Annotated in this window: 32 protein-coding genes; 15 read left to right on the top strand and 17 right to left on the bottom strand. The window is 67.1% G+C overall.

The genetic code is table 11. The annotated features are described in order from the left end of the window. Together ACXPWS_RS19330 and ACXPWS_RS19335 are read right to left on the bottom strand one after the other, a co-directional pair. Complete coding sequence (locus tag ACXPWS_RS19330; protein WP_458708204.1) at positions 1-996, bottom strand: NAD(P)H-quinone oxidoreductase; 996 nt, start codon at positions 994-996, stop codon at positions 1-3. 43 nt (positions 997-1,039) lie between these two features. Continuing rightward, entirely contained in the window at positions 1,040-1,597 is a 558-nt protein-coding gene (locus ACXPWS_RS19335) for a hypothetical protein (RefSeq protein WP_458708205.1), read from the bottom strand. Positions 1,598-1,794: 197 nt separating this feature from the next. Between ACXPWS_RS19335 and ACXPWS_RS19340 the strand changes: the two genes are divergently transcribed. Further along, complete coding sequence (locus ACXPWS_RS19340; protein ID WP_458708206.1) at positions 1,795-3,054, top strand: HNH endonuclease signature motif containing protein; 1,260 nt, start codon at positions 1,795-1,797, stop codon at positions 3,052-3,054. 5 nt (positions 3,055-3,059) lie between these two features. On the opposite strand, the gene ACXPWS_RS19345 is transcribed toward ACXPWS_RS19340, so the two are convergent. After that, positions 3,060-4,256, bottom strand: coding sequence for a class I SAM-dependent RNA methyltransferase (locus ACXPWS_RS19345; RefSeq protein ID WP_458713603.1), 1,197 nt, complete (start codon positions 4,254-4,256; stop codon positions 3,060-3,062). Next, positions 4,244-6,235, bottom strand: a complete 1,992-nt coding sequence (locus tag ACXPWS_RS19350) for an APC family permease (RefSeq protein ID WP_458708207.1) — start codon at positions 6,233-6,235, stop codon at positions 4,244-4,246. The genes ACXPWS_RS19345 and ACXPWS_RS19350 overlap by 13 nt, the downstream gene beginning before the upstream one ends. Before the next feature lie 110 nt (positions 6,236-6,345). On the opposite strand from ACXPWS_RS19350, the gene ACXPWS_RS19355 reads away from it, so the two are divergent. Together ACXPWS_RS19355 and ACXPWS_RS19360 are read left to right on the top strand one after the other, a co-directional pair. Further along, positions 6,346-7,008, top strand: a complete 663-nt coding sequence (locus ACXPWS_RS19355; RefSeq protein ID WP_458708208.1) for a potassium channel family protein — start codon at positions 6,346-6,348, stop codon at positions 7,006-7,008. Positions 7,009-7,013: 5 nt separating this feature from the next. After that, positions 7,014-7,679 (top strand): potassium channel family protein, encoded by a 666-nt coding sequence (locus ACXPWS_RS19360; RefSeq protein ID WP_458708209.1) that lies wholly within the window; start codon positions 7,014-7,016, stop codon positions 7,677-7,679. Here ACXPWS_RS19360 and ACXPWS_RS19365 read toward each other — a convergent pair. Next, complete coding sequence (locus ACXPWS_RS19365; protein ID WP_458713604.1) at positions 7,676-8,278, bottom strand: DUF3159 domain-containing protein; 603 nt, start codon at positions 8,276-8,278, stop codon at positions 7,676-7,678. The genes ACXPWS_RS19360 and ACXPWS_RS19365 overlap by 4 nt on opposite strands. 74 nt (positions 8,279-8,352) lie before the next feature. Next, positions 8,353-8,724: an OB-fold nucleic acid binding domain-containing protein gene (locus ACXPWS_RS19370; RefSeq protein ID WP_458708210.1), complete on the bottom strand. Its 372-nt coding sequence runs from the start codon at positions 8,722-8,724 to the stop codon at positions 8,353-8,355. Positions 8,725-8,846: 122 nt separating this feature from the next. Here ACXPWS_RS19370 and ACXPWS_RS19375 point away from each other — a divergent pair, with 122 nt between their 5' ends. Beyond that, positions 8,847-9,554: a serine aminopeptidase domain-containing protein gene (locus ACXPWS_RS19375; RefSeq protein WP_458708211.1), complete on the top strand. Its 708-nt coding sequence runs from the start codon at positions 8,847-8,849 to the stop codon at positions 9,552-9,554. Here the strand turns inward: ACXPWS_RS19375 and ACXPWS_RS19380 are convergent. Continuing rightward, positions 9,551-10,267 (bottom strand): DUF3710 domain-containing protein, encoded by a 717-nt coding sequence (locus tag ACXPWS_RS19380; protein ID WP_458708212.1) that lies wholly within the window; start codon positions 10,265-10,267, stop codon positions 9,551-9,553. The genes ACXPWS_RS19375 and ACXPWS_RS19380 overlap by 4 nt on opposite strands. Next, positions 10,267-10,731 (bottom strand): dUTP diphosphatase, encoded by a 465-nt coding sequence (gene dut, locus ACXPWS_RS19385; protein WP_458708213.1) that lies wholly within the window; start codon positions 10,729-10,731, stop codon positions 10,267-10,269. Before dut ends, ACXPWS_RS19380 begins: the two co-directional genes overlap by 1 nt. A gap of 25 nt (positions 10,732-10,756) precedes the next feature. On the opposite strand from dut, the gene ACXPWS_RS19390 reads away from it, so the two are divergent. After that, the gene (locus ACXPWS_RS19390; RefSeq protein ID WP_458708214.1) at positions 10,757-11,233 is read left to right on the top strand and encodes a DUF3093 domain-containing protein; all 477 of its coding nucleotides are present in this window, start codon (positions 10,757-10,759) and stop codon (positions 11,231-11,233) included. Position 11,234: 1 nt separating this feature from the next. Here the strand turns inward: ACXPWS_RS19390 and ACXPWS_RS19395 are convergent, their stop codons facing one another. Beyond that, positions 11,235-11,537 (bottom strand): DUF4193 domain-containing protein, encoded by a 303-nt coding sequence (locus ACXPWS_RS19395; protein WP_090356478.1) that lies wholly within the window; start codon positions 11,535-11,537, stop codon positions 11,235-11,237. A 161-nt stretch (positions 11,538-11,698) separates the two neighbouring features. Here ACXPWS_RS19395 and cei point away from each other — a divergent pair, with 161 nt between their 5' ends. Continuing rightward, positions 11,699-12,349 (top strand): envelope integrity protein Cei, encoded by a 651-nt coding sequence (gene cei, locus ACXPWS_RS19400; RefSeq protein ID WP_458708215.1) that lies wholly within the window; start codon positions 11,699-11,701, stop codon positions 12,347-12,349. Between the two features lie 3 nt (positions 12,350-12,352). On the opposite strand, the gene ACXPWS_RS19405 is transcribed toward cei, so the two are convergent. Then, complete coding sequence (locus ACXPWS_RS19405; protein WP_458708216.1) at positions 12,353-13,186, bottom strand: inositol monophosphatase family protein; 834 nt, start codon at positions 13,184-13,186, stop codon at positions 12,353-12,355. Between the two features lie 75 nt (positions 13,187-13,261). On the opposite strand from ACXPWS_RS19405, the gene ppgK reads away from it, so the two are divergent. After that, positions 13,262-14,059, top strand: a complete 798-nt coding sequence (gene ppgK, locus ACXPWS_RS19410; protein ID WP_458708217.1) for a polyphosphate--glucose phosphotransferase — start codon at positions 13,262-13,264, stop codon at positions 14,057-14,059. 196 nt (positions 14,060-14,255) lie between these two features. Then, entirely contained in the window at positions 14,256-15,641 is a 1,386-nt protein-coding gene (locus ACXPWS_RS19415; RefSeq protein ID WP_458713605.1) for an RNA polymerase sigma factor, read from the top strand. Positions 15,642-15,716: 75 nt separating this feature from the next. Here ACXPWS_RS19415 and ACXPWS_RS19420 read toward each other — a convergent pair whose 3' ends face one another. The 3 genes from ACXPWS_RS19420 to ACXPWS_RS19430 form a co-directional block, all read right to left on the bottom strand. Then, complete coding sequence (locus ACXPWS_RS19420) at positions 15,717-16,109, bottom strand: nuclear transport factor 2 family protein (RefSeq protein WP_458708218.1); 393 nt, start codon at positions 16,107-16,109, stop codon at positions 15,717-15,719. 190 nt (positions 16,110-16,299) lie between these two features. Then, positions 16,300-17,088, bottom strand: a complete 789-nt coding sequence (locus ACXPWS_RS19425) for a hypothetical protein (RefSeq protein ID WP_458708219.1) — start codon at positions 17,086-17,088, stop codon at positions 16,300-16,302. 26 nt (positions 17,089-17,114) lie between these two features. Beyond that, on the bottom strand, positions 17,115-17,909 hold the full coding sequence (locus ACXPWS_RS19430; protein ID WP_458708220.1) for an SDR family NAD(P)-dependent oxidoreductase: 795 nt from the start codon (positions 17,907-17,909) through the stop codon (positions 17,115-17,117). 17 nt (positions 17,910-17,926) lie between these two features. On the opposite strand from ACXPWS_RS19430, the gene ACXPWS_RS19435 reads away from it, so the two are divergent. Then, positions 17,927-18,298, top strand: coding sequence for a RidA family protein (locus ACXPWS_RS19435; RefSeq protein WP_458708221.1), 372 nt, complete (start codon positions 17,927-17,929; stop codon positions 18,296-18,298). Here the strand turns inward: ACXPWS_RS19435 and ACXPWS_RS19440 are convergent. Continuing rightward, the gene (locus ACXPWS_RS19440; protein WP_458708222.1) at positions 18,283-18,663 is read right to left on the bottom strand and encodes a DUF952 domain-containing protein; all 381 of its coding nucleotides are present in this window, start codon (positions 18,661-18,663) and stop codon (positions 18,283-18,285) included. The genes ACXPWS_RS19435 and ACXPWS_RS19440 overlap by 16 nt on opposite strands. 135 nt (positions 18,664-18,798) lie before the next feature. On the opposite strand from ACXPWS_RS19440, the gene ACXPWS_RS19445 reads away from it, so the two are divergent. Continuing rightward, the gene (locus ACXPWS_RS19445; RefSeq protein ID WP_458708223.1) at positions 18,799-18,990 is read left to right on the top strand and encodes a DUF7455 domain-containing protein; all 192 of its coding nucleotides are present in this window, start codon (positions 18,799-18,801) and stop codon (positions 18,988-18,990) included. Between the two features lie 17 nt (positions 18,991-19,007). After that, a complete protein-coding gene (locus ACXPWS_RS19450) occupies positions 19,008-19,952 on the top strand; it encodes a YihY/virulence factor BrkB family protein (RefSeq protein ID WP_458708224.1) in 945 nt (314 codons plus the stop codon). Here ACXPWS_RS19450 and ACXPWS_RS19455 read toward each other — a convergent pair. Continuing rightward, positions 19,942-20,178: a DUF3039 domain-containing protein gene (locus ACXPWS_RS19455; RefSeq protein ID WP_458708225.1), complete on the bottom strand. Its 237-nt coding sequence runs from the start codon at positions 20,176-20,178 to the stop codon at positions 19,942-19,944. The two genes, ACXPWS_RS19450 and ACXPWS_RS19455, sit on opposite strands and share 11 nt — an antisense overlap. A gap of 36 nt (positions 20,179-20,214) precedes the next feature. Between ACXPWS_RS19455 and ACXPWS_RS19460 the strand changes: the two genes are divergently transcribed. The 3 genes from ACXPWS_RS19460 (at position 20,215) to ACXPWS_RS19470 (ending at position 22,609) form a co-directional block, all read left to right on the top strand. Further along, positions 20,215-20,622, top strand: a complete 408-nt coding sequence (locus ACXPWS_RS19460) for a DUF3099 domain-containing protein (RefSeq protein ID WP_458708226.1) — start codon at positions 20,215-20,217, stop codon at positions 20,620-20,622. Between the two features lie 193 nt (positions 20,623-20,815). Next, complete coding sequence (locus ACXPWS_RS19465) at positions 20,816-21,775, top strand: sigma-70 family RNA polymerase sigma factor (RefSeq protein ID WP_458708227.1); 960 nt, start codon at positions 20,816-20,818, stop codon at positions 21,773-21,775. A gap of 129 nt (positions 21,776-21,904) precedes the next feature. Continuing rightward, positions 21,905-22,609, top strand: coding sequence for a metal-dependent transcriptional regulator (locus ACXPWS_RS19470; RefSeq protein ID WP_458708228.1), 705 nt, complete (start codon positions 21,905-21,907; stop codon positions 22,607-22,609). On the opposite strand, the gene ACXPWS_RS19475 is transcribed toward ACXPWS_RS19470, so the two are convergent. Then, entirely contained in the window at positions 22,606-23,643 is a 1,038-nt protein-coding gene (locus ACXPWS_RS19475) for a DUF4192 domain-containing protein (RefSeq protein ID WP_458708229.1), read from the bottom strand. The genes ACXPWS_RS19470 and ACXPWS_RS19475 overlap by 4 nt on opposite strands. A 171-nt stretch (positions 23,644-23,814) precedes the next feature. Between ACXPWS_RS19475 and sthA the strand changes: the two genes are divergently transcribed. Next, positions 23,815-25,221, top strand: coding sequence for a Si-specific NAD(P)(+) transhydrogenase (gene sthA / locus ACXPWS_RS19480; RefSeq protein WP_458713606.1), 1,407 nt, complete (start codon positions 23,815-23,817; stop codon positions 25,219-25,221). Here sthA and ACXPWS_RS19485 read toward each other — a convergent pair. Further along, positions 25,218-25,988 (bottom strand): trypsin-like serine peptidase, encoded by a 771-nt coding sequence (locus tag ACXPWS_RS19485; protein ID WP_458708230.1) that lies wholly within the window; start codon positions 25,986-25,988, stop codon positions 25,218-25,220. The two genes, sthA and ACXPWS_RS19485, sit on opposite strands and share 4 nt — an antisense overlap. Between the last annotated feature and the right edge of the window lie 93 nt (positions 25,989-26,081).

A 26,081-nucleotide genomic window follows, 5' to 3' on the forward strand; every position in this document is an offset into this window, starting at 1 on the left:
TTACGTCGCATCGCCCTTGCCATTGTCGAGAACGACCTTGCCGACCGTCCCTTTGGATTCCAAGAGCTCATGGGCCCGAGCCGCCTCGGCGATCGGAACGATGGTGTCGACCACGACGCGGATGGCGCCGGCTTCGAAGAGGGGAAGGACATCTCGGACCACACCTGCGATGATTTCTGCCTTCTGGCCGACCGGTCGGGCCCGAAGCATCGTTGCCGACACACTGGCGCGCTTGGACATCAGCAAGCCGATGTCCAGAACGGCGGGGGTGGTATCGCCTCCGATGATCACCAAGTGCCCGTCCGGAGCGAGGCACACAAGATTGCGACCGAGATAGTTCGAGCCCACCACGTCCAGGATGGCGTCGACGCCCCGATTGTCAGTGGCTGCAAGCGTGACGGCGACGAAATCGTCGTTGCGATAGTTGATCGCCGTCTGGGCCCCCAGGTCCAGGCCCGCGCGTGCTTTGACGTCACTTCCGGCGGTGGTGATGACGTGCGCTCCGATCGCGGTGGCCCACTGGATGGCAAAGGTGCCGATGCCGCCGCCGGCGCCATGAATCAGGACGGTTTGGCCCTTGGCGAGGCCGGCGATCATCGCGAGGTTGGAGTAGACGGTGGCGGCGACCTCCGGGACGGCTGCCGCCTCGATCAAAGACAGACCGGCCGGGATCGGCATGACTTGCGCGGCGGGGACCGCGACCTCATCGGCGTAGCCGCCTCCGTCGAGGAGCGCGCAGACTCGATCGCCCGGCGACCAGCCCGTGACTTCGGCACCGACTTCGGTGATCGTTCCAGCGCACTCGAGTCCCAATGGGCGCGGTGCCCAGGTGGGCACCGGATAGTGTCCGCGGCGCTGCAAGAGGTCGGCGTTGTTCACCCCGGCGGCCGCCACGCCGATGACCACCTCGTGAGGTCGGGGGTGAACGGGGTCGACTGGGCGCCAACCGAGAACGTCGGGGGCGCCGGGGTGATCGAACAGCACCGCTGAGGGCATCGAATTTCCCTTCGAAGAGATCGTTCCGGGATCGGTTGTGTGGTCAGGAGATTGCGGTGGAGCGTGCGGATGCCCACCGTGCGATGCTCTGCGCGTACCGGGGTGTTTCGAGCAGGCAATGCCGTCCCGAGGCCTCTTGTCGGGCCGCAGCCGCCGCACTGAAAGTTTGTCCGTGCTCGGCGATGAACTCCATGAAATGCTCAGTGGGATGCGAGATCACCGTGTTGGTATAGCGGCACTTGTCTCCGTCGAGTTGCTCCATGCGCAACTCCCAGATGACCTGAGTGGTTGTCCAGCCCGACGGGGTCAGAATGTCTGACAGCGACACCATCTTGCAATAGTGGGCGTCGGCGACCTCGAACCGATATTGCTGGATGACCAAGCCCGTCCCGATCATTTCGACGTTGATCGACATCGGCGTCCCGTCGTCGTCGACCGTGTAGCCTGCGGCCTTGTGATCCCCGGGTGCACACCGCTGATACTCATGTGTGGGAAGAGTTTTCAGCCACTGCGCGATGTCAACCAGATTGAAGGGCACCTCGACATCCGCGGTGACAATCGCGTGTGAGAGAACCAGATCCTCCCGAACTGCGGTTTTCATTCCTGGCTCCTGCCGTCGTTGAAACTTGGGTTTGCCGACGCATTCTCGGGTGTTTCCGGGCCGACACGACAAGCATCCCTGCGCTCAGGTTGAGCACACAATGACGCTGCCGTGACCGAGCAGGTAGTGCTAGCACCAAAGCACTCGGCGGCGCCTGGTCGTCCGACTTGTCGGCAGCAGGGTCTATGATCGAAAATATGTTCGAACGGTCGACTACCGAACCGCACCCCCGCGAAGCGGCGTTGCGCGATCGGATCGCCGAGCTCGAACGGCAGAAATCGGCCGCGGCGGCCGAGCAGGCCCGGCTGACCGTGGAATGGGAGAAGTTGCGGCGCACCGCCGAGGCTGCCGCCGGCGTTCCGGCCAACAAGCGCGGCTGCGGGCTGGGCAGCGAGATCGCTTTGGCACGCCGCGAGTCGCCGAACCAGGGCGGCAAGCTCCTGGGGCTGGCCAAAGCGCTGGTTCGTGAAATGCCGCACACCATGGCCCTTTTGGAAGCCGGGCGGCTCTCGGAGTGGCGGGCCACCCTGATCGTGCGGGAATCCGCCTGCCTGACCATCGACGACCGCCGCCGATTGGACAAGGAACTGTGTGCCGACCCGAATGCCCTGGACGGATTCGGCAACGACCGAATCACCGCCGAAGCCAAGAAGATCGCCTACCGACTGGACCCGCAGGCCGTCGTCGACCACGCCGCCAAAGCCCCCAAACAACGCTACGTCTCGTTCCGCCCGGCCCCGGACGCCATGACGTACGTGACCGCGCTGGTACCGATGACACAAGGGGTTGCGGTGTTCGCCTCCCTCAACAAGGCCGTCAAGACCAATACCGATGACCGCACCCGTGGACAGGTCATGGCCGACACCCTGGTCGAGCGCGTCACCGGGCGGCCGGCCGAAGAACCCGTACCCGAAACGGTGAACGTCGTGCTCTCCGACGAGGCCCTGGCCGGCGGCAACGACGCAGCCACCGTGCAGGGCTACGGACCGATTCCGGCCGAAACCGTGCGCAACCTGATCACCGACACCCTCGACAAGGACGGTCAGGTCGCCCTACGCCGGCTGTACGCCACTCCCGCCAGCGGCGCCCTGGTCGCCATGGAATCGAAATCCCGCATCTTCCCGAAAGGGCTGGCGCAGTTCGTCAAGTTCCGCGACAGCACCTGCCGCACCCCGTACTGCAACGCCCCGATCCGGCACATCGACCACGCCCGCCCGGACCGCCGGGGCGGACACACCGACGGGGTCAACGGCCAAGGGCTGTGCGAGCAGTGCAACTACCTCAAAGAACAAGCCGGCTGGGCCGTCCGTGTGGTGTCCGACGAATCCGGCAGGCACGCAACCGAATACACCACCCCCACCGGTGCGGTCTACCGATCCACCGCACCACCGATCGCCGGCGGCATGCGGATACTCACCCGCGACATCCACATCGTCACCGTGCACCGGGCGGCGTGAATCCCTCACCGGGTCAGTACAGCCACGCATTCCACGTGGTGCGTCAGCGGGAACGCGTCGAACACCCGCAGCTGCTCAACCGCGTAACCGTTGCGCAGGTACTCCCCCACGTCGCGAGCGAACGACGCTGCCTCACAACCGATATGAATGATGCGCGGCACGCCGGCACCAGCAAGCAGGTCGATGATCTCGCGACCGGCGCCCGCTCGTGGCGGATCGAGCACCGCCACGTCGGCGCCATCCCGGCGTCCCGTCAGGGCCCGGCGCACCGAGTCGGTCACCACGGACACCCAGGGCATATCGGCCAGCGCTGCGCGTGCCGCACGCGCCGACCCGCGCGACGTGTCGACCGTCAACACCTGCCCCGATTCACCGACCTCGTCGGCAAGGGCCGCCGCGAAAACCCCTGCGCCACCATAGAGATCCCAGGCCGACATACCCGGCTGCAGCCCGGCCGCGGCACGGATCAGCGTGCTGTACACCTCGGGCGCGTCCCGATGTGCCTGCCAGAACGCCGTCACCGGCACCTGCCACTCCCGGCCACCGATCCGCTGCAGCGCCTCATACTGCCCCTCAACCACCTGGGTCAGCGCCTTCCGACCGGGCCCGGTCTGAACGATATGGCGCACGTCGTCGTCATCGACCGCCACATGAAGTTCAGCGCCCGGCGGCCAGCGTGATCCGTCCAGGCCGTCCAACATGCCGGGGCGAAGCTGCCCGCAGTTCAGCTCGGGAAACAACTCGGTGCTGTGATAGCGGTGAAATCCCGCCTGCCCGGACTCGGAGACATCCAGACGCACCCGGGTGCGCCAGCCGGTCGGGCCCGCCACGCCCACTTCTTCGGCGACCCCCGACCACTCGTAATGGCCGAGCCGGGCCAGCTGGTTGGCCACCACCTCACCCTTGAGTCTGCGGGCCGCCCCCGGTTCGGCGAAGGCCAGGTCGCAGCAACCCGAGCCGTGCACGCCTGCGATCGGGCACAGCGACGCGACGCGGTCCGGCGATGCCTCGACCACCTCGACAACATCTGCGTGCCAATAGGATCCGCGCTCGGAGCGGACTTTCGCCCGTACCGTCTCACCGGGCAGTGCGTACCGCACGAACACCACGCGGCCGTCGTGGCGTGCCACGCAGCTGCCGCCGTTGGCCGCCGGCCCGGTGGTCAGGGTCAACTCGGCTGTCGACTCGCTCAATCCAGGAATCCTCTACGCGCGTCACCGGGCGCGGACTGCGGCTCCAGTTTCTTGAGCCGTTCCGACGACGTCAGCTGCCACGGCACCGACGTCACCATCACGTTGGGTTCGAACAGCAGCCGGCCCTTCAGTCGCAGTGCGCTCTGATTGTGCAACACCTGCTCCCACCAGTGCCCCACCACGTATTCGGGGATGAACACCGTCACCACGGTCCGCGGTGACTCCTTGGTCACCCGCTTGACGTAATCGAGCACCGGCCTGGTGATTTCACGATAGGGCGAGGCGATGACCTTGAGCGGGACACTGACGTCGCTGTCCTCCCACTCGTGCACCAACTGGCGCGTTTCGGCGTCGTCGACGCTGACGGTGATGGCCTCCAGCACGTCCGGACGGGTGGCCCGCGCGTATGCCAGCGCACGTCGGGTCGGCAGGTGCAGCTTGGACACCAGAACCACGGCGTGGTTGCGGCTGGGCAGCACCATGTCACCCTCGGACTCCGCCTGGGCCTCCAGCTCGCGGGCCACGGTGTCGTAATGCTTGTGGATGAGCTTCATGATGACGAACAGCGAGGACATCGCCAAGATCGCAATCCAGGCTCCGGCAAGGAATTTGGTGAGCACCACGACGATCAGCACCGAGCCGGTGCACACGCAGCCGATCGAGTTGATCACCCGGGATCGCATCATGTGCCTGCGGACCGACGGATCGGTCTCGAAGCGCAGCAGCCGGGTCCAGTGCCTGACCATCCCGATCTGGCTCAGGGTGAAGGACACGAACACCCCGACGATGTAGAGCTGGATCAGGGCGGTCACCTCGGCCCGGAACGCCACCACGAAAGCGATCGCCGCGAACGCCAGGAACAGGATGCCGTTGGAGAACGCCAGCCGGTCACCACGGGTGTGCAACTGCCGGGGCAGATACCGGTCCTGCGCCAGAATCGAGCCCAGCACCGGGAATCCGTTGAACGCGGTGTTGGCCGCCAGCACCAAGATCAGCGCCGTGACACCGGCGATGGCGTACAGACCGACCGGAAAATCGTGGAACACCGCATCGGCGAGCTGCGCCACCAGGGTCTTCTGGTGATAGCCCGGCGGCGTCCCGACAAGCTGGTCGGGATTCTCGGCCATCTTCACGCCGGTCTCCTTGGCCAGCAGGATGATGCCGATGAACAGCGTGGTGGCGATGCCGCCCAGCAACAACAGCGTCGTTGCGGCATTGCGCGACTTCGGTTTCTGGAACGCCGGCACACCGTTGCTGATGGCCTCCACACCGGTCAGCGCCGCACAGCCGGACGAGAACGCCCGGGCCACCAGGAACACCATCGCCAAACCCAGCACGTCACCGTGCTCGGAGTGCATCTCGAAGCCTGCCGACTCGGCCCGCAATTCATGGCCCAGCACGAAGATCTGGATGAAGCCCCAGGCCAGCATCAAATACATGCCGATCATGAACGCATAGGTGGGGATCGCGAAAGCGGTGCCGGATTCGCGGATACCGCGCAGGTTCAGCGAGGCCAGAATCAGGATCGCCGCCACCGCGAACAACACCTTGTGCTGGGCGATGAACGGCACCGCGGACCCGATGTTCGACATCGCCGAGGCCATCGACACCGCAACGGTCAGCACGTAGTCCACCAGTAGCGCACTGGCCACCGTCAGCCCAGCGGTGCCGCCGAGATTGGTGGTGACGACTTCGTAGTCACCCCCGCCGGACGGATAGGCGTGCACGTTCTGCCGATAACTGGCGATCACGATCATCATGACGATGGCCACCGCGAGCCCGACCCATGGCGCCACCGAGTACGACGTCAGGCCGGCCACCGACAGCACCAGGAAGATCTCTTCCGGGGCGTAAGCAACCGATGACAAGGCATCGGAGGCGAACACAGGCAGCGCGATCCGCTTCGGCAGCAGCGTGTGCGCGAGCTTGTCGCTGCGGAAGGGTCTTCCCAGCACCAGCCGGCGCGCGGCGGTCGATAGCTTGGACACGAGTGCCAAGACTAAGCCCACCGGCGATTGGCTGTAGCGTTCCGGGTGCGCAGGGTTGAATGGACTTCGGATGAAACGCTGTTCCTGGCAGACGGCCGAGAGGACACAGGGTGCGGGTAGTGGTGATGGGATGCGGCCGGGTGGGCGCATCGTTGGCGGACGGGCTGTCCCGGATCGGCCATGAGGTAGCTGTGATCGACCGTGACAGCAGCGCGTTCAACCGGCTCAGCCCCGAATTCACCGGCGAGCGCGTGCTCGGCATGGGTTTCGACCGCGACGTGCTGCTGCGGGCAGGCATCGAGGAGGCGGGCGCATTCGCCGCGGTGTCCTCCGGTGACAACTCCAACATCATCTCGGCACGGGTGGCCAGGGAGACGTTCCGGGTGGAGCGCGTCGTGGCCCGCATCTACGACGCCAAGCGGGCCGCCGTCTACGAACGGCTCGGCATCCCGACGGTGGCGACGGTGCCGTGGACCACCGACCGGCTGCTCAACGTGCTGACCAGGGAAACCGAAACCACCAAGTGGCGCGACCCTTCCGGCAACGTGGGTGTGGCCGAACTACCGCTGCACGAGGACTGGGCCGGTCGCGGGATCACCGACCTGGAAGCGGCCACCGGCGGACGGGTGGCGTTCATGCTGCGCCTGGGCACCGGACTGCTGCCCGACGCCAAGACCATCATCCAGGCCGGCGACCACGTCTTCATGGCCGCCATCTCCGGACACATCGGCGAGGCCCTGGCGATCTCCGCACTGCCGCCGAGTGAGGACTAGAACTGATGAAGGTAGCCATCGCCGGAGCCGGTGCCGTCGGCCGCTCCATCGCCCGCGAACTCGTCGACAGCCACGACGTGACCCTGCTCGAACGTGATCCCCTGCACATCGACGTCGACGCCATTCCCGCCGCCCAGTGGCGGCTCGGCGACGCCTGCGAGTTGAGTCTGCTGGAATCGGTGAAGTTGGAGGAGTTCGACGTCGTGATCGCCGCGACCGGCGACGACAAGGCCAACGTGGTGTTGAGCCTGCTGGCCAAGACCGAGTTCGCCGTGCCCCGCGTGGTGGCGCGGGTCAACGACCCGCGCAACGAGTGGCTGTTCGACGAGAGCTGGGGCGTGGACGTCGCGGTGTCCACGCCGCGGATGCTGGCCTCACTGGTCGAAGAGGCCGTCGCCGTGGGTGATCTGGTGCGGCTGATGAGTTTCCGCAAGGGCCAGGCGAATCTGGTCGAGATCACGCTGCCCGACGACACCCCGTGGGGCGGCAAGGCCGTCAAGCGCCTCCAGTTGCCCCGTGACGCCTCGCTGGTGACGATTCTGCGCGGGCCCCGGGTGATCGTGCCGGAAAGCGACGAACCGCTGGAGGGCGGCGATGAGCTGGTCTTCGTGGTCGTCGCCGAAGTGGAAGCCGAACTGCGCGAGCTGCTGCTGCGGCCGGCGAAGGCTTAGCTTTCGGCCGCGGCGCTCTGTGCGGCGTGGTGCGCATGCACCGCGCGCTGGGCAACCCGGATGGCGAAGTAGGTGATGATCGCAGCCACCCCGGTCAGCGGCCAGCCCATCGCGAGCCGGGCCACGCCCAGCCAGCCGGTCTGGTCCGCGTCGTACAGGTGGTGCTGCACCACGAATCGTGAGGCGAACACCGCCACCCAGACCAGCGTGGCGATATCGAAAGCCAGCACGGCACGGCGGACCTCGCGCCAGCCGCGCCCGTGATCGTTGATCCAGCCCCACACGTAGCCGACGACCGGCCTGCGGATGAGTACGGAGAGCGCGAACACTGCGGCCCAGACCAGCGAAGACCAGATCCCCAGCAGGAAATAACCTTTCGACGCTCCGACCAGATAAGCGATCAGCGCGCTGATACCGACGCCCATGAACCCGGACACCGCGGGTTGCAGCGATTCACGGCGGAAGAGCCGCCAGAACAGAACGAGGGCCGCCACGCCGAGCGCGGCGAAAATGGCGGGCATCAGGCCCGCGGTGGTCGATACCGGGACGAACACGACGACCGGCAGCGACGAATAGATCAGGCCGCTGATGCCGCCCATCTGGTCGAGGATCGCGCGGGCACTGTTACTGGTGTCCGGTGTGTCTTGCTCGGCTGTCCCCTGGTCGGGGTGGGTCACTTCTGAATCTCGTAGTGCGGGTTGTACATCGCCTTGGATCCGTTGTCCAGCTTGCCCATCCGCCCGTGCACCCGCAGGGTTCGCCCGGATTCGATGCCGGGGATGCGGCGCTGGCCGAGCCAGACCAGCAGCACCGAATCGGTGCCGTCGAACAGCTCGGCACGGACTCCGCTGGCGCAGCCCTTCGCGTTGGTCTCGACACATCGCAGCGTGCCGACCATCGTGACCTCTTGACCGCGCTGACAGTCGATCGCGCGCTGCGCGCCGGTACCGGCCGCCTCATCGCTGAGTTCTTCGACGTCGAGCTGCTCCGGGTCTTCTGTGAGCCGGCGGGTGAGCCGCCGCAGATACCCTTCGGCCGTAGCCATGGCCTCTCCCTTTCGCGAATCCGTCGTGGATTCACTTCCTGACCATCGCCACGGTAGACCTGTTACGTCCGAATCGCCACGCCGTGTGGGGCGCGGCGCGCCGATGGGTGCACCATCGTGGCATGGCAGTGAATTTGCGCGGGGTGACCACGGTCCTGCTGGCCGGCACCGGGTCCGACGACGACTATGTGTACCGGGCATTTTCGGGTGCGTTGCACGACGTCGGGGCCATCGTGGTGACCCCGCCGCCACGGCCCTCGCAACTGATCGGTGGCTACCTGGCCGCCCTCGACGAGGCCGCCCGGGGTGACGAACGCAACACCATCGCGGTCGGCGGCGTGTCGATCGGGGCCGCGGTGGCCACCGCGTGGGCGCTGGCCCATCCGGCCCACACCGTCGCGGTGCTGGCCGCCCTGCCCGCATGGACGGGTGAGCCCGCCAATGCGACGGCGGCGTTGTCGGCACGCCACACCGCGCAGTTGCTGCGCACCGATGGGCTGGCCGCGACGGTGGCCGCGATGCGCGCGTCCAGCCCGCCGTGGCTGGGCGCCGAACTCACCCGGTCCTGGCTGGCGCAATGGCCCGCCCTGCCCGATGCCATGGATGAGGCCGCCCACCACGTGTCGCCGACCAGCGCCGAACTGGCCACCCTGGCCGTCCCGATGGGGGTGGCCGCGGCGACCGATGACCCGATCCATCCGGTCGACGTGGCCCTGGAATGGGTGGCCGCCGCGCCGCATGCCGCGCTGCGCACCGTCACACTCGACGAAATGGGCGCCGACCCGGCCGTATTGGGCGCGGCCTGCGTGGGCGCCCTGCTGGACGTCTAACCGCCGGTGATGGTGCTGCGCAACTGCTGCATCGCCGACATGGCGGTGCGGCGGGCGTCCGGACCGGGCGGCTCGGGCGCCGGTGCCTGCGCTTCGGCCTGAGCCTGCGCCTGAGCCGCAGCGGCACGCAACTGCTCGGCCATCGGATCGGGCAGCTGCACCGCCAGTGGAGTACGGACCGGCATCGGCGTGTCACCTCGGCGAACGACAGTGTCCGCCAACGCTTCCCGCGCCTCGGCCGCAAGGGCTTCGACGGTCTCCGGGGCACCGTTGATCACACACCGGATCATCCAGCGATACCCGTCGACACCGATGAAGCGGACCACCCCGGGGGTCTGACCCTGCGGCGCGGCCGCACTGACGCCGACGACCTCGCGGCCCCAGCGGCCATCCTCGATCCGCACCTTCGCGCCGTCCTTGCGCAGCGAATCGGCCAGCTCACCGGCGACCTCGCGCCACAGCCCGGCCGATTTCGGCGCCGCATAGGCCGCGATGGTGAACCGGCCGTTGGGCGTGACCACCCATACCGAGCTGGGTACGCCCTGGTCGGTCAATTCGACCTGCACCTGGCCGGCCTCGGGCATCGGAACGAGCACCGAGCCGAGATCCAGCCGCGCCACCGTGGCCGCTTCCGGATCGTCGAAATCCTCGATGTCGAAGGGGCCGTCGAAGTCCTGGTCCGATTCGTTGTCGATATCCACGTCGTTAGCCATCACAAACTCGCATGTCCGCCGGAGGAACCATGGCCGCCATCGCCACGGGAAGTGTCTGCCAGCCCGGCCTCGTCGAACGACGACACCTCGACCAGCTCGGGAAGTTCGACCCGCTGCACCAGGAGTTGGGCAATGCGGTCACCACGCCGTATCGCAATTGGCTGCTCGGGGTCGAGATTGATCAGCGCCACCTTGATCTCTCCACGGTACCCGGCATCGACCGTCCCGGGACTGTTCACGATCGACAGGCCGACGCGGCTGGCCAAACCCGAACGCGGATGGATCAATCCGACCATTCCGTGCGGAACGGCGACGGCGATCCCGGTCGGCACCAGGGCCCGGTGGCCGGGCGCCAGGTCCACATCGACGGCACTGAACAGGTCCACACCTGCATCGCCGTCGTGGGCCCGGCTGGGCAACGGTAGATCGCGGTCCAGACGCACGACCGCCAGAGAAGTGGGCACGACGCGAGAGATTACCCTTGAGCACGTGTCTGACACGCGCGCTACCACCCAATCGGTGCGTTATCGGGAACGGCTGCGGGTGCCGTGGTGGTTCTGGCCGCCCGCACTGGGCCTGGCCGCCCTGATCGCCACCGAGGTGAACATGGGCGTGGCCGCCATCGCGGACTGGGTGCCGTTCGCGGTGCTGCTCCCGGTGGCCGCCGCGGCAATGGTCTGGATGGGCCGGATGGAGGTTCGGGTCGTCGACGGACCGCACGGCGCGCAATTGTGGGCCGGCCCGGCACACCTGCCGGTCAGTGTCATCTCACGGTCTGCGGAAGTGCCGAGATCGGCGAAGTCGGCGGCATTGGGCCGCCAGCTCGACCCCGCCGCTTATGTGTTGCACCGGGCCTGGGTCGGCCCCATGGTCCTGGTCGTCCTCGATGATCCCGACGACCCGACCCCGTACTGGTTGGTGAGCTGCCGGCACCCGGATCGGGTGCTGGCAGCCCTTCGTTCGTAGTTCAGGCCGCGCAATCGGTGCAGATCATCACGCCGTTCTTCTCGCTTGCGAGCCGGCTGCGGTGGTGCACCAAAAAGCAGCTTGAGCAGGTGAACTCGTCGGCCTGCTTCGGAACGACACGCACCGAGAGTTCTTCGCCCGACAAGTCCGCGCCGGGCAGTTCGAACGATTCCGCGGACTCGGATTCGTCGACGTCCACGACGGCCGATTGGGCCTCGTTACGTCGTGCTTTGAGCTCTTCAAGCGAATCCTCGGACACGTCATCGGTCTCTGAACGCCGCGGAGCGTCGTAGTCGGTAGCCATCTCATCCCCTCCGTTACCTTGCAGCAGAGCTTTGTACCAGCGTCGAACGCCTACACCAAATAATTCGTGCCCCGAATACAGTCAGATGGCATGTGATTTACGTCACAGCTCGATTCTCGGGCCGAGGGCGCGTTGCGGGGATGTGCCTTTAAGGTGCAGGGGTGGTCGCTCTCATCACCGAAGGAACGGCGTTCGACAAACACGGACGCCCGTTCCGCAGACGGAACCATGTGCCCGTCCTGTGCCTGTTCCTGGCGCTGGCCGTCGCCACCGGCGTGGTGTGGGTGATCGCGCTCAATCGGCCCACCGACGTGCACGAAGCGGTCGTCTGCAACGCTCCCCCGGCCGCGACCGACCCCAACCAGCCGACTCTGGGCCAGCAGGTGTCCCGGGAGACCATGACCGACGTGGTGCCGGCCAAACTCGCCGACACCAAGGCCAAGGTGCTCAACGCCAGCGGCCAGGGCGGGCAGGCCGCCGAGGTGTCGGGCGCCCTACGCGATATGGGCTTCGCCCAGCCGGCCGCGTCCAACGACCCCGTCTACGCCGGCACCCGGCTGGAATGCCAGGGCCAGATCCGGTTCGGCCCCTCCGGCCGCGCCGCCGCCGCCGCGGTCTGGCTGGTGGCGCCATGCACCGAGCTGTTCCAGGACCAACGGGCCGATGACTCCGTCGACCTGGCGATCGGCACCGAGTTCTCCGAATTCAGCCACAACGACGATATCGACGCCATGCTGGCCAGCCTGCGCCCGGACGCCACCCAACCGCCGGACCCGGCGCTGCTGCGCAAGATCCACAGCGCGGCCTGCTGAGCGCTAGCCGGCGCCCAGCGCCCGCAACGCATCCAGGAGCGCCGCGGACACCCCCGGGGCCGCGGCGCACAGCAGGTCCGGGTCCGGCGTCCGCACGACCGCACCGGCCTCCGTCGCGATCAGCACCCCGGCCGCCCAGTCCCACAGGTGCACGTCGTCCTCGAAATAGGCATCCAACTGGCCCGCGGCCACCATGCACAGATCCAGGGCACACGAGCCGATCCTGCGCACATCCCTGACACCGGGCAGCAATCCGGCCAGCACCTGCGCCTGGCGCGCCCTGCGCTCGGCCACATACGAGAACCCGGTGCCCACCAGCGCAACCGAGAGGTCGTCGATGTTGTTGCACCGCAACGCCTTTGACTGCCCGCTCCGGGACACCGTGGCGCCGTGGCCGAGTGCCGCCGAGTAAAGCTCACCGGTGGGCACATTGGCCACCGCGCCGGCGACCGACCTGCCGTCGATCTGCACGCCCACCGAGACGGCATAGTCGGCGATTCCGTAGACGAAGTTCACCGTGCCGTCGATGGGGTCGATCACCCACACCGGCCGGCCCGGCTCGACGTCCGCGCTACCGCCCTCCTCCTCGCCGAACACCTGATCGCCGGGACGCAGCACCGCCAGCCGGTCCCGGATCAGCCGCTCGGTCTCGGTGTCCACCACCGTCACCGGATCGGTCGGGGTGCTCTTGGACCGCACGGATTCCGCCGCGGTGGCCGCGGTGGCGAACACCTCGGTCCGGCGCCGCGCCACGAAAGACGCGGCCTCGGTGGCCAGTTGCTCCGCCACGGCACGCAATGTCACCGGATCACAGTTGTTGGATTCCACGCCCACCATCGCAACACAGCCGGGTCGAGGGCACTAATGTGTGGGGCGCGTCGCATCCGCCGGCCCTTGCACGAGGAGCGCTTCATGACCGCCACCGATTCACCCGATACGGCAACCAGCGCCGGCACCGAACGCCGCGGTTTCGGCGTCGACGTGGGCGGCAGCGGGATCAAGGGCGGCATCGTCGACCTGGACACCGGCGCGCTCATCGGCGATCGGGTCAAACTGCTCACGCCGCAGCCCTCCACCCCGGAAGCCGTCGCCAAGACGGTGGCCACCGTGGTCCGCGAATTCGGCTGGACCGGGCCGCTCGGTGTCACCTACCCGGGCGTGGTGACCGACGGCGTCGTGCGCACCGCCGCAAACGTCGACAAGGGCTGGATCGGAGCGAATGCCGTCGAGATCATCGGCAAGGAACTCGACGGGCAGGCGGTCACCGTGCTGAACGACGCCGACGCGGCCGGAATCGCCGAGGCACGGTTCGGCGCCGGCAAGGACAAGACCGGGGTGATCGTGCTGCTGACCTTCGGCACCGGGATCGGTTCGGCGGTGATCCACAACGGCGTGCTGCTGCCCAACACCGAATTCGGCCACCTCGAGGTCGGCGGCAAAGAGGCCGAGCACCGGGCCGCGTCCTCGGTCAAGGAGCGCAAGGAATGGAGCTACGAGCGCTGGACCGAGGAGGTCACCAAGGTGCTGGTGACCATCGAGAACGCGATCTGGCCCGACCTGTTCATCGCCGGTGGCGGCATCAGCCGCAAGGCGGACAAGTGGATCCCGCTGCTGAAGAACCGCACCCCCGTGGTGGCGGCGACTCTGCTCAACGAGGCCGGGATCGTCGGCGCCGCACTGGCCGCCCACACCGCACACGTCAGCGCCTGAAGCGACGCGCTGAAGAGGCCAATTTGCCGCACGGTGCAGCCTTATCTCACACTGTCGTTACAATGGTCAACGGCGGCCGCCTACCGAGATAGCGGCGGGTTTCCCGAGCAGAGATCATCGCCAATATTCGACACAGCCGACGCTTTCCGGTGACGCATGCGTGCGCACCGGAATCCTCAAGACCGAAAGGGTGTACGTGGCAGCGACAAAAGCAAGCCCGGCAACCGACGAGCCGGTGAAGCGCACCGCCGCCAAGACCCCTGCGAAAAAGGCGCCCGCCAAGGCCGCAGCCGCCAAGGCGCCCGCCAAGCGCGCAGCCAAAGCCCCCGCCAAAAAGGCAGCGGGCAAGGCCGACACCGTGGCCGAGGCCGTTGACCTCGGTGAAGACCTGGAGGCCGACGACCTCGAAGTGGGCCCCGGTGACGATCTCGAGGTCGACGATGTCGAGATCGAGGACGTCGAGATCGAGGACGACGCCGAAGAAGACGCCGAGCCCGCCGGTGCCGCCGAGGATGCGGCGGTCAAACCCGCCGCCAAGGCGGTAGAGGCCGAGGAAGAGCACCCCGAGCCCACCGAAAAGGACAAGGCGTCCGGCGACTTCGTCTGGGACGAAGAGGAGTCCGAGGCCCTGCGACAGGCCCGCAAGGACGCCGAGCTGACCGCATCGGCCGACTCGGTGCGTGCCTATCTCAAGCAGATCGGCAAGGTCGCGCTGCTCAACGCCGAGGAAGAAGTCGAGCTCGCCAAGCGCATCGAAGCCGGGCTGTACTGCACCCAGCTGATGGTGGAGCTCGTCGAGAAGGGCGAGAAGCTCACCACCGCGCAGCGTCGTGACTACCAGTGGATCTGCCGCGACGGCGACCGGGCCAAGAACCACCTGCTGGAGGCCAACCTGCGTCTGGTGGTGTCGCTGGCCAAGCGCTACACCGGCCGCGGCATGGCATTCCTGGACCTGATCCAGGAGGGCAACCTCGGTCTGATCCGCGCGGTGGAGAAGTTCGACTACACCAAGGGCTACAAGTTCTCCACGTACGCCACCTGGTGGATCCGCCAGGCCATCACCCGCGCGATGGCCGACCAGGCCCGCACCATCCGTATCCCGGTGCACATGGTCGAGGTCATCAACAAGCTCGGCCGCATCCAGCGCGAGCTGCTGCAGGACCTGGGCCGCGAGCCCACGCCCGAAGAGCTGGCCAAGGAAATGGACATCACGCCGGAGAAGGTGCTGGAGATCCAGCAGTACGCGCGTGAGCCCATCTCGCTGGACCAGACCATCGGCGACGAGGGCGACAGCCAGCTCGGTGACTTCATCGAGGACTCCGAGGCCGTGGTGGCCGTGGACGCGGTGAGCTTCACCCTGCTGCAGGATCAGCTGCAGTCGGTGCTGGAGACGCTGTCCGAGCGCGAGGCCGGCGTGGTCCGGCTGCGGTTCGGCCTGACCGACGGTCAGCCCCGCACCCTCGACGAGATCGGCCAGGTCTACGGGGTGACGCGCGAGCGTATCCGGCAGATCGAGAGCAAGACCATGTCCAAGCTGCGCCACCCGAGCCGCTCCCAGGTGCTGCGCGACTACCTGGACTAGACACTCAACACGACGAAATGGTCGCTGCCGGACTGCCGGCGGCGACCATTTCGCTGTTCTGGGCCTTGCGCGCCCCTAGTGTGCCGCGCGCTGCTTGGTGCCGTACACGCGCTCCATCAATGCGGTGTCGGTGTGCACCTCGACGCGCACCGTCTTGCCCGCCCGGATGGTGTAAACGTCTGCGTCCCGGCCTTTTTCGTCACCCACCGCAACTTCGGTGAGTGCCACCACCATGTCGCCGTCGGCTACCAGCCGGTTCACCTTCACCGTCGGGGATTTCTCGCCCAACCGGGCGAGGTACTGACCGACCTCGCCTTTGCCGTGGTAGGTGCCGCTGATGGTGCTGTTACCCGGCTGCACCCATTCGACGTTGTCATCGAACAACCCCATCACTGTTTCCACATCCCCATTGGCGAAGGCTTCGTAGCCCTTCCTGATGAGTTCGATGTTGTCCTGCTGCTCTGACATTTCACTCTCCTTCGACCCGATCGAATGATCCGGCGCGACGGGCCGGGCCGCTCGGGAAAGTCACGCAGAATCGGCTCTCAGGTCAGTCAGGCGCGTACACCGCCACACCGAATGTAGGCCGCGCGCATGACCGTGTACAGGGAAGATGGCAGTGGTGCTTGCCAAGTAAAGGAGTGTCTGCTAAAAGCGCCTACCGGCGCGGTTCGCGCATCTTGTAGGTCATCGGCCAGGACTCCCGGGAATCGTCTCCGGTGAGCGGCACACCCTGACTGCCGAGTTTGACGTCGTAGGCCTCCATGGCCTCCCCCACTTCGCGGCCGGCCTTCTCCCGGGCCAGGTAGTAGAGCTGGTCGATTTCGAGTTCCTTGAAGGCTACGAAGGTGGTTCTGCGCACCGTGTGCGGACTGGTCGCCTCGGCGACCATGCGCTCGGTCAGCATCCGCCCGGCCAGCACGGCCGCACCCAGCAGCGCGAACGGCACCACCCAGTAACAGACGAACGACAGCGGCGTCCTGGTGTCGACGATGCTGGCATCGCCGTACACGATCGGTGGGATGGCCGACGACACCGTCATCCCCGCGAATGCGCCGACCCACACCCACGTGATCGCGGTGGTGATCGTTGCGAACAGATCGCTCTTGATCACCTCTGGCGACTGGTCCACCTCGGCGAACTCCCGGATGAACGGCCGCCCGATCACCACCCCGACCAGCGCGACGATCAGGATCCCGGCGGAACTGAGCGGCTGAATCCACCGCTCCAGGAACGACTGGCTCGCCGTGTGGGTGAGCACCGCCAGCACCGCGAAGGTGGCGATCGCGCCGACCTCCAGGGTGCGTCCGGCACTGCCCCGGATCCTTCCGATGGCGTATGACGCCAGCGCAATGGCCAGGGCGACCAGCACGGCGGTACCGAACGGGACGTTGCCGACCAATACCCAGTAGACGATCCACGGCGCGAAACCCGACAGTATGGCCACGATCGGTCAGTTTACAAAATGCGGCGTCAACGTAATACCACGGTACTAGGTTCCCTTGGCGCCCCGAGCATTTCGCGGTGCGAAGGCGGCCGTCGGCCATCCTCGTCGGTGATCCCGTACCGGGCCGCCAACTCGGCGCCGATCACGGTGCGCCCACTGAGACCGGCCAGCTCCGGGTCGTTGTACAGCGCATCGAGCAGATGGCCGGTGAACTCGGGCGTCTCGGCGTGCCGAGCCGTCTGCGCCAGCGCGTCCGGATTTCCGGCGAACGCCGCCCGGAACCGTTCGGTGAGCAGGATGCCCATCCAGACCGACACGCATGCCACCCCGGTGCCGCGGAAATCCACCGCCATGTCGGCGGCCATCTTGTCGATGCCGGCCTTCTGAGCGCCGTAGGCGGGCCCGTGCATATAGCAGACAGACCCGGGCGACGACGTGAACGCGATCAGGCCACGCGGCCGGCTCAGCAACAGCGGCGCGGCATGCCAGGACGCGACATAAGCCGATCGCAGCCCCACGTTAAGCACGTCGCCCAGCCCGATCGGCTTCTCCCAGAACGGTTTCGCACCGGTGAGCTCGTCGTGCACGACAGCGGCGTTGTTGACAAGCAGGTCGAGACCGCCCTCCTCGGCAGCGACACGGGCGAACAGCTCGCCGACCGCGTCGTCGTCGCCGTGGTCGACCCGCACCGCGACACCACCCGGCGGAGCCTCGGTGATGGTCCGGCCGGTGGCGTAGACGCGCCAGCCGTGCGCGCCGAGCGCCGCCGCGATCCCGTACCCGGCACCCCGGCTGGCACCCGTCACCACCGCGACTCTCACTCCCCTAACCTAGACCGGTGTCGGGCTCACGGATCACCATCTCGTCAGGATCGGAATTCGAAGCCGCGGTGGGCTATTCACGCGCGGTGCGGATCGGTGACCACGTGGCGGTGTCCGGGACCACCGCCGCCGGTGAGTCGGTGGCGATCCAGACCCGCGCGGCGCTGCAGCGGATCGAGACCGCGCTCGGCGAGGCCGGCGCGGCGTTGAGCGATGTGGTGCGCACCCGCATCTACGTCACCGACATCTCCCAATGGCGGGAAGTCGGCGCCGTGCACGAAGAGTTCTTCGGCGCCATCCGCCCGGCCGCCACCATGGTGGAAGTCAGCGCCCTCATCTCGCCGGAACTGCTGGTGGAGATCGAGGCCGACGCCTACGTGGGCGGCTGAGCCGGCCACTGCGCGAACAGCCCGTCCGCACCCGGCCGGTATGGGGTGACAGATCTCACAGCACCCACCGGCAGGGGCCCGTACAGGTGTGGGAACAGCATCGATTCCGGATCTGTCGGCACACCCGGCTCCCACCGCACGGGATCGGTCAACGCGGCGGGATCGATGCTCAACAACACCAGGTCGGTGCGCCCGGCGTAGAGCCGATTGGCGGGCAGGTGGACCTGCTCAGGGGCCGAAAGATGAACGAAGCCCACCGCCTGGAGCGACGGCGGCCGGTGCTCACCCAGATTCAAGGCATCGAGCCACTCGGCGTCGGCGCACAGATGGACCAGCACCTCGATGTCGCCAGGGTCGGAGATCATGCGCCCAGCCTGCCCGCCCTGCAACGCGAGCGGCCAGTGAGACACGACACACCGGTAAACCCCAAGGGAACAAGGCCGGAACCTAATACGTCTGAGACAGTAGAACAACGCATCAAGCAGAACGGAGGACGTGCCGTGAACGCCATCCTGAAGAGTCCGGAACTGACTCGGGCCGATCGCTGCGACCGCTGCGGTGCCGCCGCCCAAGTGCGCGCCACCCTGCCGTCCGGCGCCGAACTCCTGTTCTGCCAGCACCACGCCAACGAGCACGAGGCACGGTTGATCGAGCTCGCCGCGGTGCTGGAGGTCAAGCCGGTCGACGCGTAGGGAATGCTGGACTGGTCATGAGTGACCAGCCCCCCGCGAAACCCACGCGCCACCACATCTGGCCGATCACCCGGCGCACGCTGTCCAAGGCGTGGGACGACTCGATCTTCTCCGAAGCGGCCCAAGCAGCCTTCTGGTGCGCGTTGTCCCTTCCGCCCCTGCTTCTGGGGATGTTGGGCAGCTTGGCGTACCTGGCCCCGCTGTTCGGGCCCGACACCTTGCCGACCATCGAGGAACAGCTGATCAGTACCTCGGGCCGGTTCTTCTCACAGAACGTCGTCAGCGAGATCATCGCGCCGACCATCTACGACATCGTTCGGGGTGCGCGCGGCGAGGTGGTCTCGCTGGGTTTCGTCATCTCGCTGTGGGCGGGCTCGTCGGCCATCTCGGCGTTCGTCGACTCGGTGGTCGAGGCGCACGACCAAACGGAGTTGCGCCATCCGGTGCGCCAGCGCTTCTTCGCGTTGGGTCTGTACGTGGTGATGCTGATGTGTGCCGTGTTGACGGCGCCGTTCGTGGCACTTGGTCCGCGCAAGATCTCCGCGAGCATCCCGGAGAGCTGGGACAACGTGCTGCAGTACGGCTACTACCCGGTGCTGGTGGTGGGGCTGATCCTGGTGGTCACGGTGCTGTACCGGGTGTCGTTGCCGGCACCGCTCCCGACGCACCGACTGGTGGTGGGGGCCGTGCTGGCGGCGGCGGTCTTCCTGATCGCGACGGTCGGGCTGCGGATCTACCTGACCTGGATCACGGCGACCGGCTACACCTACGGCGCGCTGGCCACGCCGATCGCGTTCTTGTTGTTCGCGTTCCTACTCGGTTTCGCCATCATGATCGGCGCCGAGCTGAACGCGGCGGTTCAAGAGGAATGGCCGGCACCGGATACGCATGCACGCCGGCTGCGGGAGTGGATCGAAGACAAGGCCGACAACCGCAACGGCGACGACGCGCCTACTTCTTGAGCTGCTCGTAGACCCGCTTGCAGTCCGGGCACACCGGCGAACCCGGCTTGGCGGCCTTGGTCACCGGGAACACCTCGCCGCACAGGGCGACCACGTGCGTGCCCATGACGGCGCTTTCGGCGATCTTCTCTTTCTTGACGTAATGGAAGACCTTGGGAGCGTCGTCGTCGGTCCCGTCATCGACGCGCTCGTCGGTATCCGGCCGTTCGATCGTCTGAGTCTGCATTCATCCATTGTGCCTGGCCGGCCCGCCCCGCCAAAGATGTGGGACAGTGGAGATATGAAACACGGCCAGGAGCTGAGTTTCGACGACGAAGGTCGGCCGATCCTGATCACCCGTGCTGCCCTGCCCTATGAGGAACAGCATCGCGCCAGGATGCGGAAGTACTTCACCTTGATGGCCTTCCGGATCCCGGCGCTGGTGCTTGCCGCCGTCGCCTACGGCATCTGGCACAACGGGCTCATCTCGCTGGGCATCATCGTGCTGTCCGTCCCGCTGCCGTGGATGGCCGTGCTGATCGCCAACGACCGTCCACCGCGCAAGGCCACCGAGCCGCGACGGTACGACGCGGCCGGGCCGCACCATGTGCAGTTGTCCCCCACCGCCGAGCGCCCCGCGCTGATCGAGCACGCGCCACGCACCGAGCGCGACCCCGAACCGGGTCACTGACCGTCGCGTGATCGGCCGTTTCTGGCCGCTGCGTTCCCACCTGAGCGCGGTTCTTTAGCACTTCTCAGGAGAATCTCAGGTCGTCGGCAAAAAACCGCAGGTCAAAAGGTGTGACATCCGGAACCAGCGGGAACTCAGAGCACTGTATGGACGTTGAACGCAGTGAAAGTTCCAGCCGATCAGGAGGCCGTAAATGGCGATCGCCAACGCAAGCCGAGTCGACAGCGATCTGGACGCTCAGAGCCCAGCCGCTGATCTTGTCCGTGTGTATCTCAACGGGATCGGTAAGACCGCGCTGTTGACCGCCGCAGACGAGGTTGAGTTGGCCAAGCGCATCGAGGCGGGCCTGTACGCCCAGAATCTGCTCAACACTCGCAAGCGTCTGGGCGACGCCCGCAAGAAGGACCTCGCCGCGGTGGTGCGCGACGGTGACGCCGCCCGCAGGCATCTGCTGGAAGCCAACCTGCGCCTGGTGGTGTCGCTGGCCAAGCGCTACACCGGCCGCGGCATGCCGCTGCTGGATCTGATCCAGGAGGGCAACCTCGGACTGATCCGTGCCATGGAGAAGTTCGACTACACAAAGGGATTCAAGTTCTCCACCTACGCGACGTGGTGGATCCGCCAGGCCATCACCCGCGGGATGGCCGATCAGAGCCGCACCATCCGGCTGCCCGTGCATCTGGTGGAGCAGGTCAACAAGCTGGCCCGGATCAAGCGTGAGATGCACCAGAACCTGGGCCGGGAAGCCACCGACGAGGAACTCGCGGAGGAGTCCGGTATCCCGGTGGAGAAGATCAACGACCTGCTGGAGCACAGCCGCGACCCGGTGAGCCTGGACATGCCGGTGGGCACCGACGAGGAAGCCCCGCTGGGCGACTTCATCGAGGACGCCGAGGCGATGTCGGCGGAGAACGCGGTGATCTCCGAACTGCTGCACACCGATATCCGGTACGTGCTGGCCACTCTCGACGAGCGCGAGCAGCAGGTCATCCGGCTGCGCTTCGGCTTGGACGACGGCCAGCCCCGCACCCTCGACCAGATCGGCAAACTGTTCGGGCTGTCCCGCGAGCGGGTCCGCCAGATCGAGCGTGAAGTGATGTCCAAGCTGCGCAACGGCGAACGTGCCGAGCGGCTGCGGTCATACGCCAGCTAGAACTCCCACCCGGTGATGCCCGTCGCTTTTCCAGCGGCGGGCATCACACTGTCCACGCAGGGATGTTGCAGCCCTGTTCAGGCGGCCAGACCGGTAGACTCGGCGCGTGACGGAGGGCCTGGATAGCGCATGAATGACTTGATCGACACCACCGAGATGTACCTGCGGACCATCTACGACCTCGAGGAAGAGGGTGTGGTGCCGCTGCGTGCCCGCATCGCCGAACGTCTCGAGCAGAGTGGCCCGACCGTCAGCCAGACAGTTTCCCGCATGGAGCGTGACGGGCTGCTGCACGTCGCGGGCGACCGTCACCTCGAACTCACGGAGAAGGGCCGCAATCTGGCCGTCTCCGTCATGCGTAAACACCGCCTCGCCGAGCGGCTGCTGGTCGATGTGATCGGCCTGCCCTGGGAGGAAGTGCACGCCGAGGCCTGCCGCTGGGAGCACGTGATGAGCGAGGACGTCGAGCGCCGTCTGCTTCAGGTGCTCAACAACCCCACCACCTCCCCCTTCGGCAATCCCATCCCGGGGCTGTTCGAGCTGGGTTACGGCGACGGCGGCGCCCGTGAGGACGCAAACCTGGTGCGGCTCACCGAGTTACCCGCCGGGTCGCCGGTCGCGGTGGTGGTGCGCCAGCTCACCGAGCACGTCCAGGGCGATGTGGAGCTGATCACCCGACTCAAGGACGCCGGCGTCGTTCCGAATGCCCGGGTCACCGTCCAGGTGAGCGACGAGCCCGGCGGCCAGGGCGGCGTTCTGATCCTGATTCCCGGTCACCAGGAAGTCGAGTTGCCGCACCACATGGCTCATGCCGTCAAGGTGGAGAAGGCCTAGCCGGGGCGCTGTCCGAACGCGCGCCGCGGCGGTAGCTGCACCCCCAGCCGGGAGGCGGTCCGATAGCCGGTGACCGCGAGCTCGCGGATCTGACGAGGATGCACACCCGACTGCAGCGCCTGGTCGAGCATGCCGGCCATCCGGTGGGTGGACTGACAGTTCAGCGCCTCTTCCAGCGCGATCCCGGCCAGCGGGCCGTCGCCTCTCACGTAGGCGGAGAACGCCAGCAACACCAGCGCCTCGGCGCGCCACGGAGCCGGCAGGATCCGCGCCAGCCGCGTCCACAGCGACTCGGCGCCGGTCGCGCCGCCCCCGACCGCCAGCGCATAGAGGGTGTCGCGCACCTGAGGATCGGGCAGCGCACGCGCCAGGGTGACCACGTCCTCGTCGTCGACGTCGCCACCACCGCCCGCGTGCTCCGCCATCCTGAGCGCCAGGCGCACCGCGTCCGCTGCCGTCAGGTCGGCCGCAGTGCCGTTGCGCCGCTGGAATTCCCGGTGCAGCTCGATCGAGCGGTCCAGATCGATGACGCCGACGACCTCCTGCAGGTCTTCGCGCCGGCGGTACAGCCGGCGCCCCTCGAGCACCGCGGCCGCCGCCAGCGGTGAGGCTCCGGGGTCATCGATCACCCCGCCGGCACCGCAACCGTCGACACACGTCCACTGCCCGCCCGGGGTCACCCGGTTCACCACCAGCGCCGCCAGCAGCACGATCGCGTGATCGTCGAGAGATTCGGCCAGCCGGTCGGCGAGTTCCAGATGCCCACCGACGCACGCGCCGCAGTCCATCGCGTTGTCGTCGACGATGACGGCGATTGCCGCATCGGGGCTGGACGCGGACACCACCGCGGCGAACTGCCCGGTGCCCGCGGCCAGCGCCGTACTCAGATCGACCCGCAGAACGGGCCCCATTTCGCCACGGTCGATGGTGATCAGCACCAGCGACTGTTCGGGGACGAACCCGAGCACGGCGGGCAGGGCCGCGATCAGCGCGGCCGGTCGGTCGAGATCGAAAAGCGGAGATTGTGAGGTCATACCCAGACGGTCACAGACGCCACCGTCACCGACGGCCCGCACAGTGCCCGCGCCGTGCCGGCTGTGGATGAATCCGCAACTGTGCATCGATCGACTGTTGTTCACATTCAATTCGGTGTGGTCGGCATGCGAGATCGCCGGAACCGGCGTAGGACTTCACACATGGGTTCCATGCAGGAGTACGACCTCGTCGTCATCGGTTCCGGGCCGGGTGGTCAGCGGGCCGCCATCGCGGCAGCCAAACTGGGCAAGTCGGTCGCGGTCATCGAACGCGGCGCCATGCTGGGCGGCGTCTGCGTCAACACCGGCACCATTCCGTCAAAGACGTTGCGGGAGGCCGTGGTCTACCTCACCGGGATGAGCCAGCGCGAGCTCTACGGCGCCAGCTACCGGGTGAAGGAGAGGATCACCCCCGGCGATCTGCTGGCACGTACCCAGCATGTGATCGGCAAGGAGATCGACGTGGTCCGGTCACAGCTGATGCGCAACCGGGTCGAGCTGTACGTCGGGCGCGGCCGGTTCGTCGATGATCACACCGTCGCGATCGACGACCCGGGTCGCGCGGAGCAGATCACGGTGCGCGGCCGCTATTTCGTCATCGCCACCGGTACCAAACCCGCCCGGCCCAGCGGTGTCGAGTTCGACGAGAACAGGGTGCTGGATTCCGACGGCATCCTCGATCTGAAGGCCATCCCGACCTCGATGGTGGTGGTCGGGGCCGGCGTGATCGGCATCGAGTACGCCTCGATGTTCGCCGCGCTGGGCACCAAGGTGACCGTGGTGGAGAAGCGCGGCACGATGCTGGAGTTCTGCGATCCCGAGATCGTCGAGGCATTGCGGTTCCACCTGCGCGACCTGGCGGTGACATTCCGGTTCGGCGAGGAGGTCACCGCGGTGGACGTCGGCTCGGCGGGCACCGTCACCACGCTGGCCAGCGGCAAACAGATACCGGCCGAGACGGTGATGTACTCCGCCGGACGCCAGGGCCAGACCGATCATCTGGACCTGGCCAACGCCGGCCTGGAGGCCGATGCCCGCGGCCGCATCTTCGTCGACGACAACTTCGCCACCAAGGTCGAGCACATCTACGCCGTCGGCGACGTCATCGGCTTCCCGGCACTGGCCGCCACGTCGATGGAGCAGGGCCGGCTGGCCGCCTACCACGCGTTCGGCGAGCCCACCAAGGGCATGATGGACCTGCAGCCGATCGGCATCTACTCGATTCCCGAGGTGTCCTATGTCGGTGCCACCGAGGTGGATCTGACCAAGGACTCCATCCCCTACGAGGTCGGGGTGTCGCGCTACCGCGAACTTGCCCGGGGTCAGATCGCCGGCGACTCGTACGGCATGCTCAAGCTGCTGGTGTCGACCGAGGATCTGAAGATCCTCGGTGTCCACATCTTCGGCACCGCCGCCACCGAGCTGGTGCACATCGGCCAGGCCGTGATGGGTTGCGGCGGCACCGTCGAATATCTCGTCGACGCGGTCTTCAACTACCCGACGTTCTCCGAGGCGTACAAGGTGGCGGCGCTGGACGTGATGAACAAGCTGCGCGCGTTGAGCCAGTTCAAGCGTTAGCAGTCCACCACCGAGGAGTCCGGAGCCTGGTCCCCCGGGCCCTGAGCCTCGGCCCTGGCCAGCAGATCTTCCGCCGCCTGATCGAAAGGTGGTGAGTAAGAAAGATTTTCGGCACATCCGCCACCGTCGAGTCCGCCCGTCAGGCCGGTGATGGTGGTGCCGACCAACCATGGCGAACCACTGGTGCCGTCCACCAGGCCGCCACAGCGCAGCAGCGGAAATCCGGCCTTGGTGGTGCTGGTCGGGGCGTGACAGCCGATCGGGCCGCCGCCCACCCCCATCGGATAACCGGTGATCGCGACGTCGGTGCCCGGTGCCGGCGCGGTGCCCAGCCGAAGTCCACCACCGACCGAGGCGGCCAGTGACCCACCGCCGTCCCGGCTGACCCGGGCGATCGCGAAGTCAGCGCGCGGGTTCTGGTCCGCACTCCACCGTGGATCCAGGTAGATGGCGTCGACATGCCACAGATCTCCAGCCGCCGCCGCCCCGGCGAATCCGGCCGCGAACTGTGCGTCCGGGCCACCGTCGAGGCAGTGCGCGGCGGTGAGGATCAAATCCCCGGACGGCGCATCGAGTACCGCCGCGGTGCACGCGTGCAGGTCGCCGCCGCCGACGAAGAGCGCGCCGATGCGGCGGTCGGGGCTGACGGGGGCGGCTTCGGGGGTACTGGCCGCGACCGGTGTGCTGCGACGGATCTGGGGCACGGCGGCACAACCGGCGGCCAGCGCGCCGACCAGCGCCACCACCGCCGTTACCCGTACCGTCATTCGCACGACATGAATCCTGCCCGAGAAACCTGGTGAAAGCGCTGGGAAGGCGGACGGGCCGTCGGACGTTGGCACGGAAGCCGGGGCCGCACG

Source organism: Mycobacterium sp. BMJ-28 (assembly GCF_054404835.1).

Bases quoted from the DNA above. Each gene is read 5' to 3' on its own strand.
- ACXPWS_RS19330 (WP_458708204.1), bottom strand. From the start codon at position 996: ATGCCCTCAGCGGTGCTGTTCGATCACCCCGGCGCCCCCGACGTTCTC.
- ACXPWS_RS19335 (WP_458708205.1), bottom strand. From the start codon at position 1,597: ATGAAAACCGCAGTTCGGGAGGATCTGGTTCTCTCACACGCGATTGTC.
- ACXPWS_RS19340 (WP_458708206.1), top strand. From the start codon at position 1,795: ATGTTCGAACGGTCGACTACCGAACCGCACCCCCGCGAAGCGGCGTTG.
- ACXPWS_RS19360 (WP_458708209.1), top strand. From the start codon at position 7,014: ATGAAGGTAGCCATCGCCGGAGCCGGTGCCGTCGGCCGCTCCATCGCC.
- ACXPWS_RS19365 (WP_458713604.1), bottom strand. From the start codon at position 8,278: ATGGGCGGCATCAGCGGCCTGATCTATTCGTCGCTGCCGGTCGTCGTG.
- ACXPWS_RS19370 (WP_458708210.1), bottom strand. From the start codon at position 8,724: ATGGCTACGGCCGAAGGGTATCTGCGGCGGCTCACCCGCCGGCTCACA.
- ACXPWS_RS19375 (WP_458708211.1), top strand. From the start codon at position 8,847: ATGGCAGTGAATTTGCGCGGGGTGACCACGGTCCTGCTGGCCGGCACC.
- ACXPWS_RS19380 (WP_458708212.1), bottom strand. From the start codon at position 10,267: ATGGCTAACGACGTGGATATCGACAACGAATCGGACCAGGACTTCGAC.
- ACXPWS_RS19395 (WP_090356478.1), bottom strand. From the start codon at position 11,537: ATGGCTACCGACTACGACGCTCCGCGGCGTTCAGAGACCGATGACGTG.
- ACXPWS_RS19405 (WP_458708216.1), bottom strand. From the start codon at position 13,186: ATGGTGGGCGTGGAATCCAACAACTGTGATCCGGTGACATTGCGTGCC.
- ppgK (WP_458708217.1), top strand. From the start codon at position 13,262: ATGACCGCCACCGATTCACCCGATACGGCAACCAGCGCCGGCACCGAA.
- ACXPWS_RS19420 (WP_458708218.1), bottom strand. From the start codon at position 16,109: ATGTCAGAGCAGCAGGACAACATCGAACTCATCAGGAAGGGCTACGAA.
- ACXPWS_RS19440 (WP_458708222.1), bottom strand. From the start codon at position 18,663: ATGATCTCCGACCCTGGCGACATCGAGGTGCTGGTCCATCTGTGCGCC.
- ACXPWS_RS19450 (WP_458708224.1), top strand. From the start codon at position 19,008: ATGAGTGACCAGCCCCCCGCGAAACCCACGCGCCACCACATCTGGCCG.
- ACXPWS_RS19455 (WP_458708225.1), bottom strand. From the start codon at position 20,178: ATGCAGACTCAGACGATCGAACGGCCGGATACCGACGAGCGCGTCGAT.
- ACXPWS_RS19460 (WP_458708226.1), top strand. From the start codon at position 20,215: ATGTGGGACAGTGGAGATATGAAACACGGCCAGGAGCTGAGTTTCGAC.
- ACXPWS_RS19465 (WP_458708227.1), top strand. From the start codon at position 20,816: ATGGCGATCGCCAACGCAAGCCGAGTCGACAGCGATCTGGACGCTCAG.
- ACXPWS_RS19470 (WP_458708228.1), top strand. From the start codon at position 21,905: ATGAATGACTTGATCGACACCACCGAGATGTACCTGCGGACCATCTAC.
- ACXPWS_RS19475 (WP_458708229.1), bottom strand. From the start codon at position 23,643: ATGACCTCACAATCTCCGCTTTTCGATCTCGACCGACCGGCCGCGCTG.
- sthA (WP_458713606.1), top strand. From the start codon at position 23,815: ATGCAGGAGTACGACCTCGTCGTCATCGGTTCCGGGCCGGGTGGTCAG.
- ACXPWS_RS19485 (WP_458708230.1), bottom strand. From the start codon at position 25,988: ATGACGGTACGGGTAACGGCGGTGGTGGCGCTGGTCGGCGCGCTGGCC.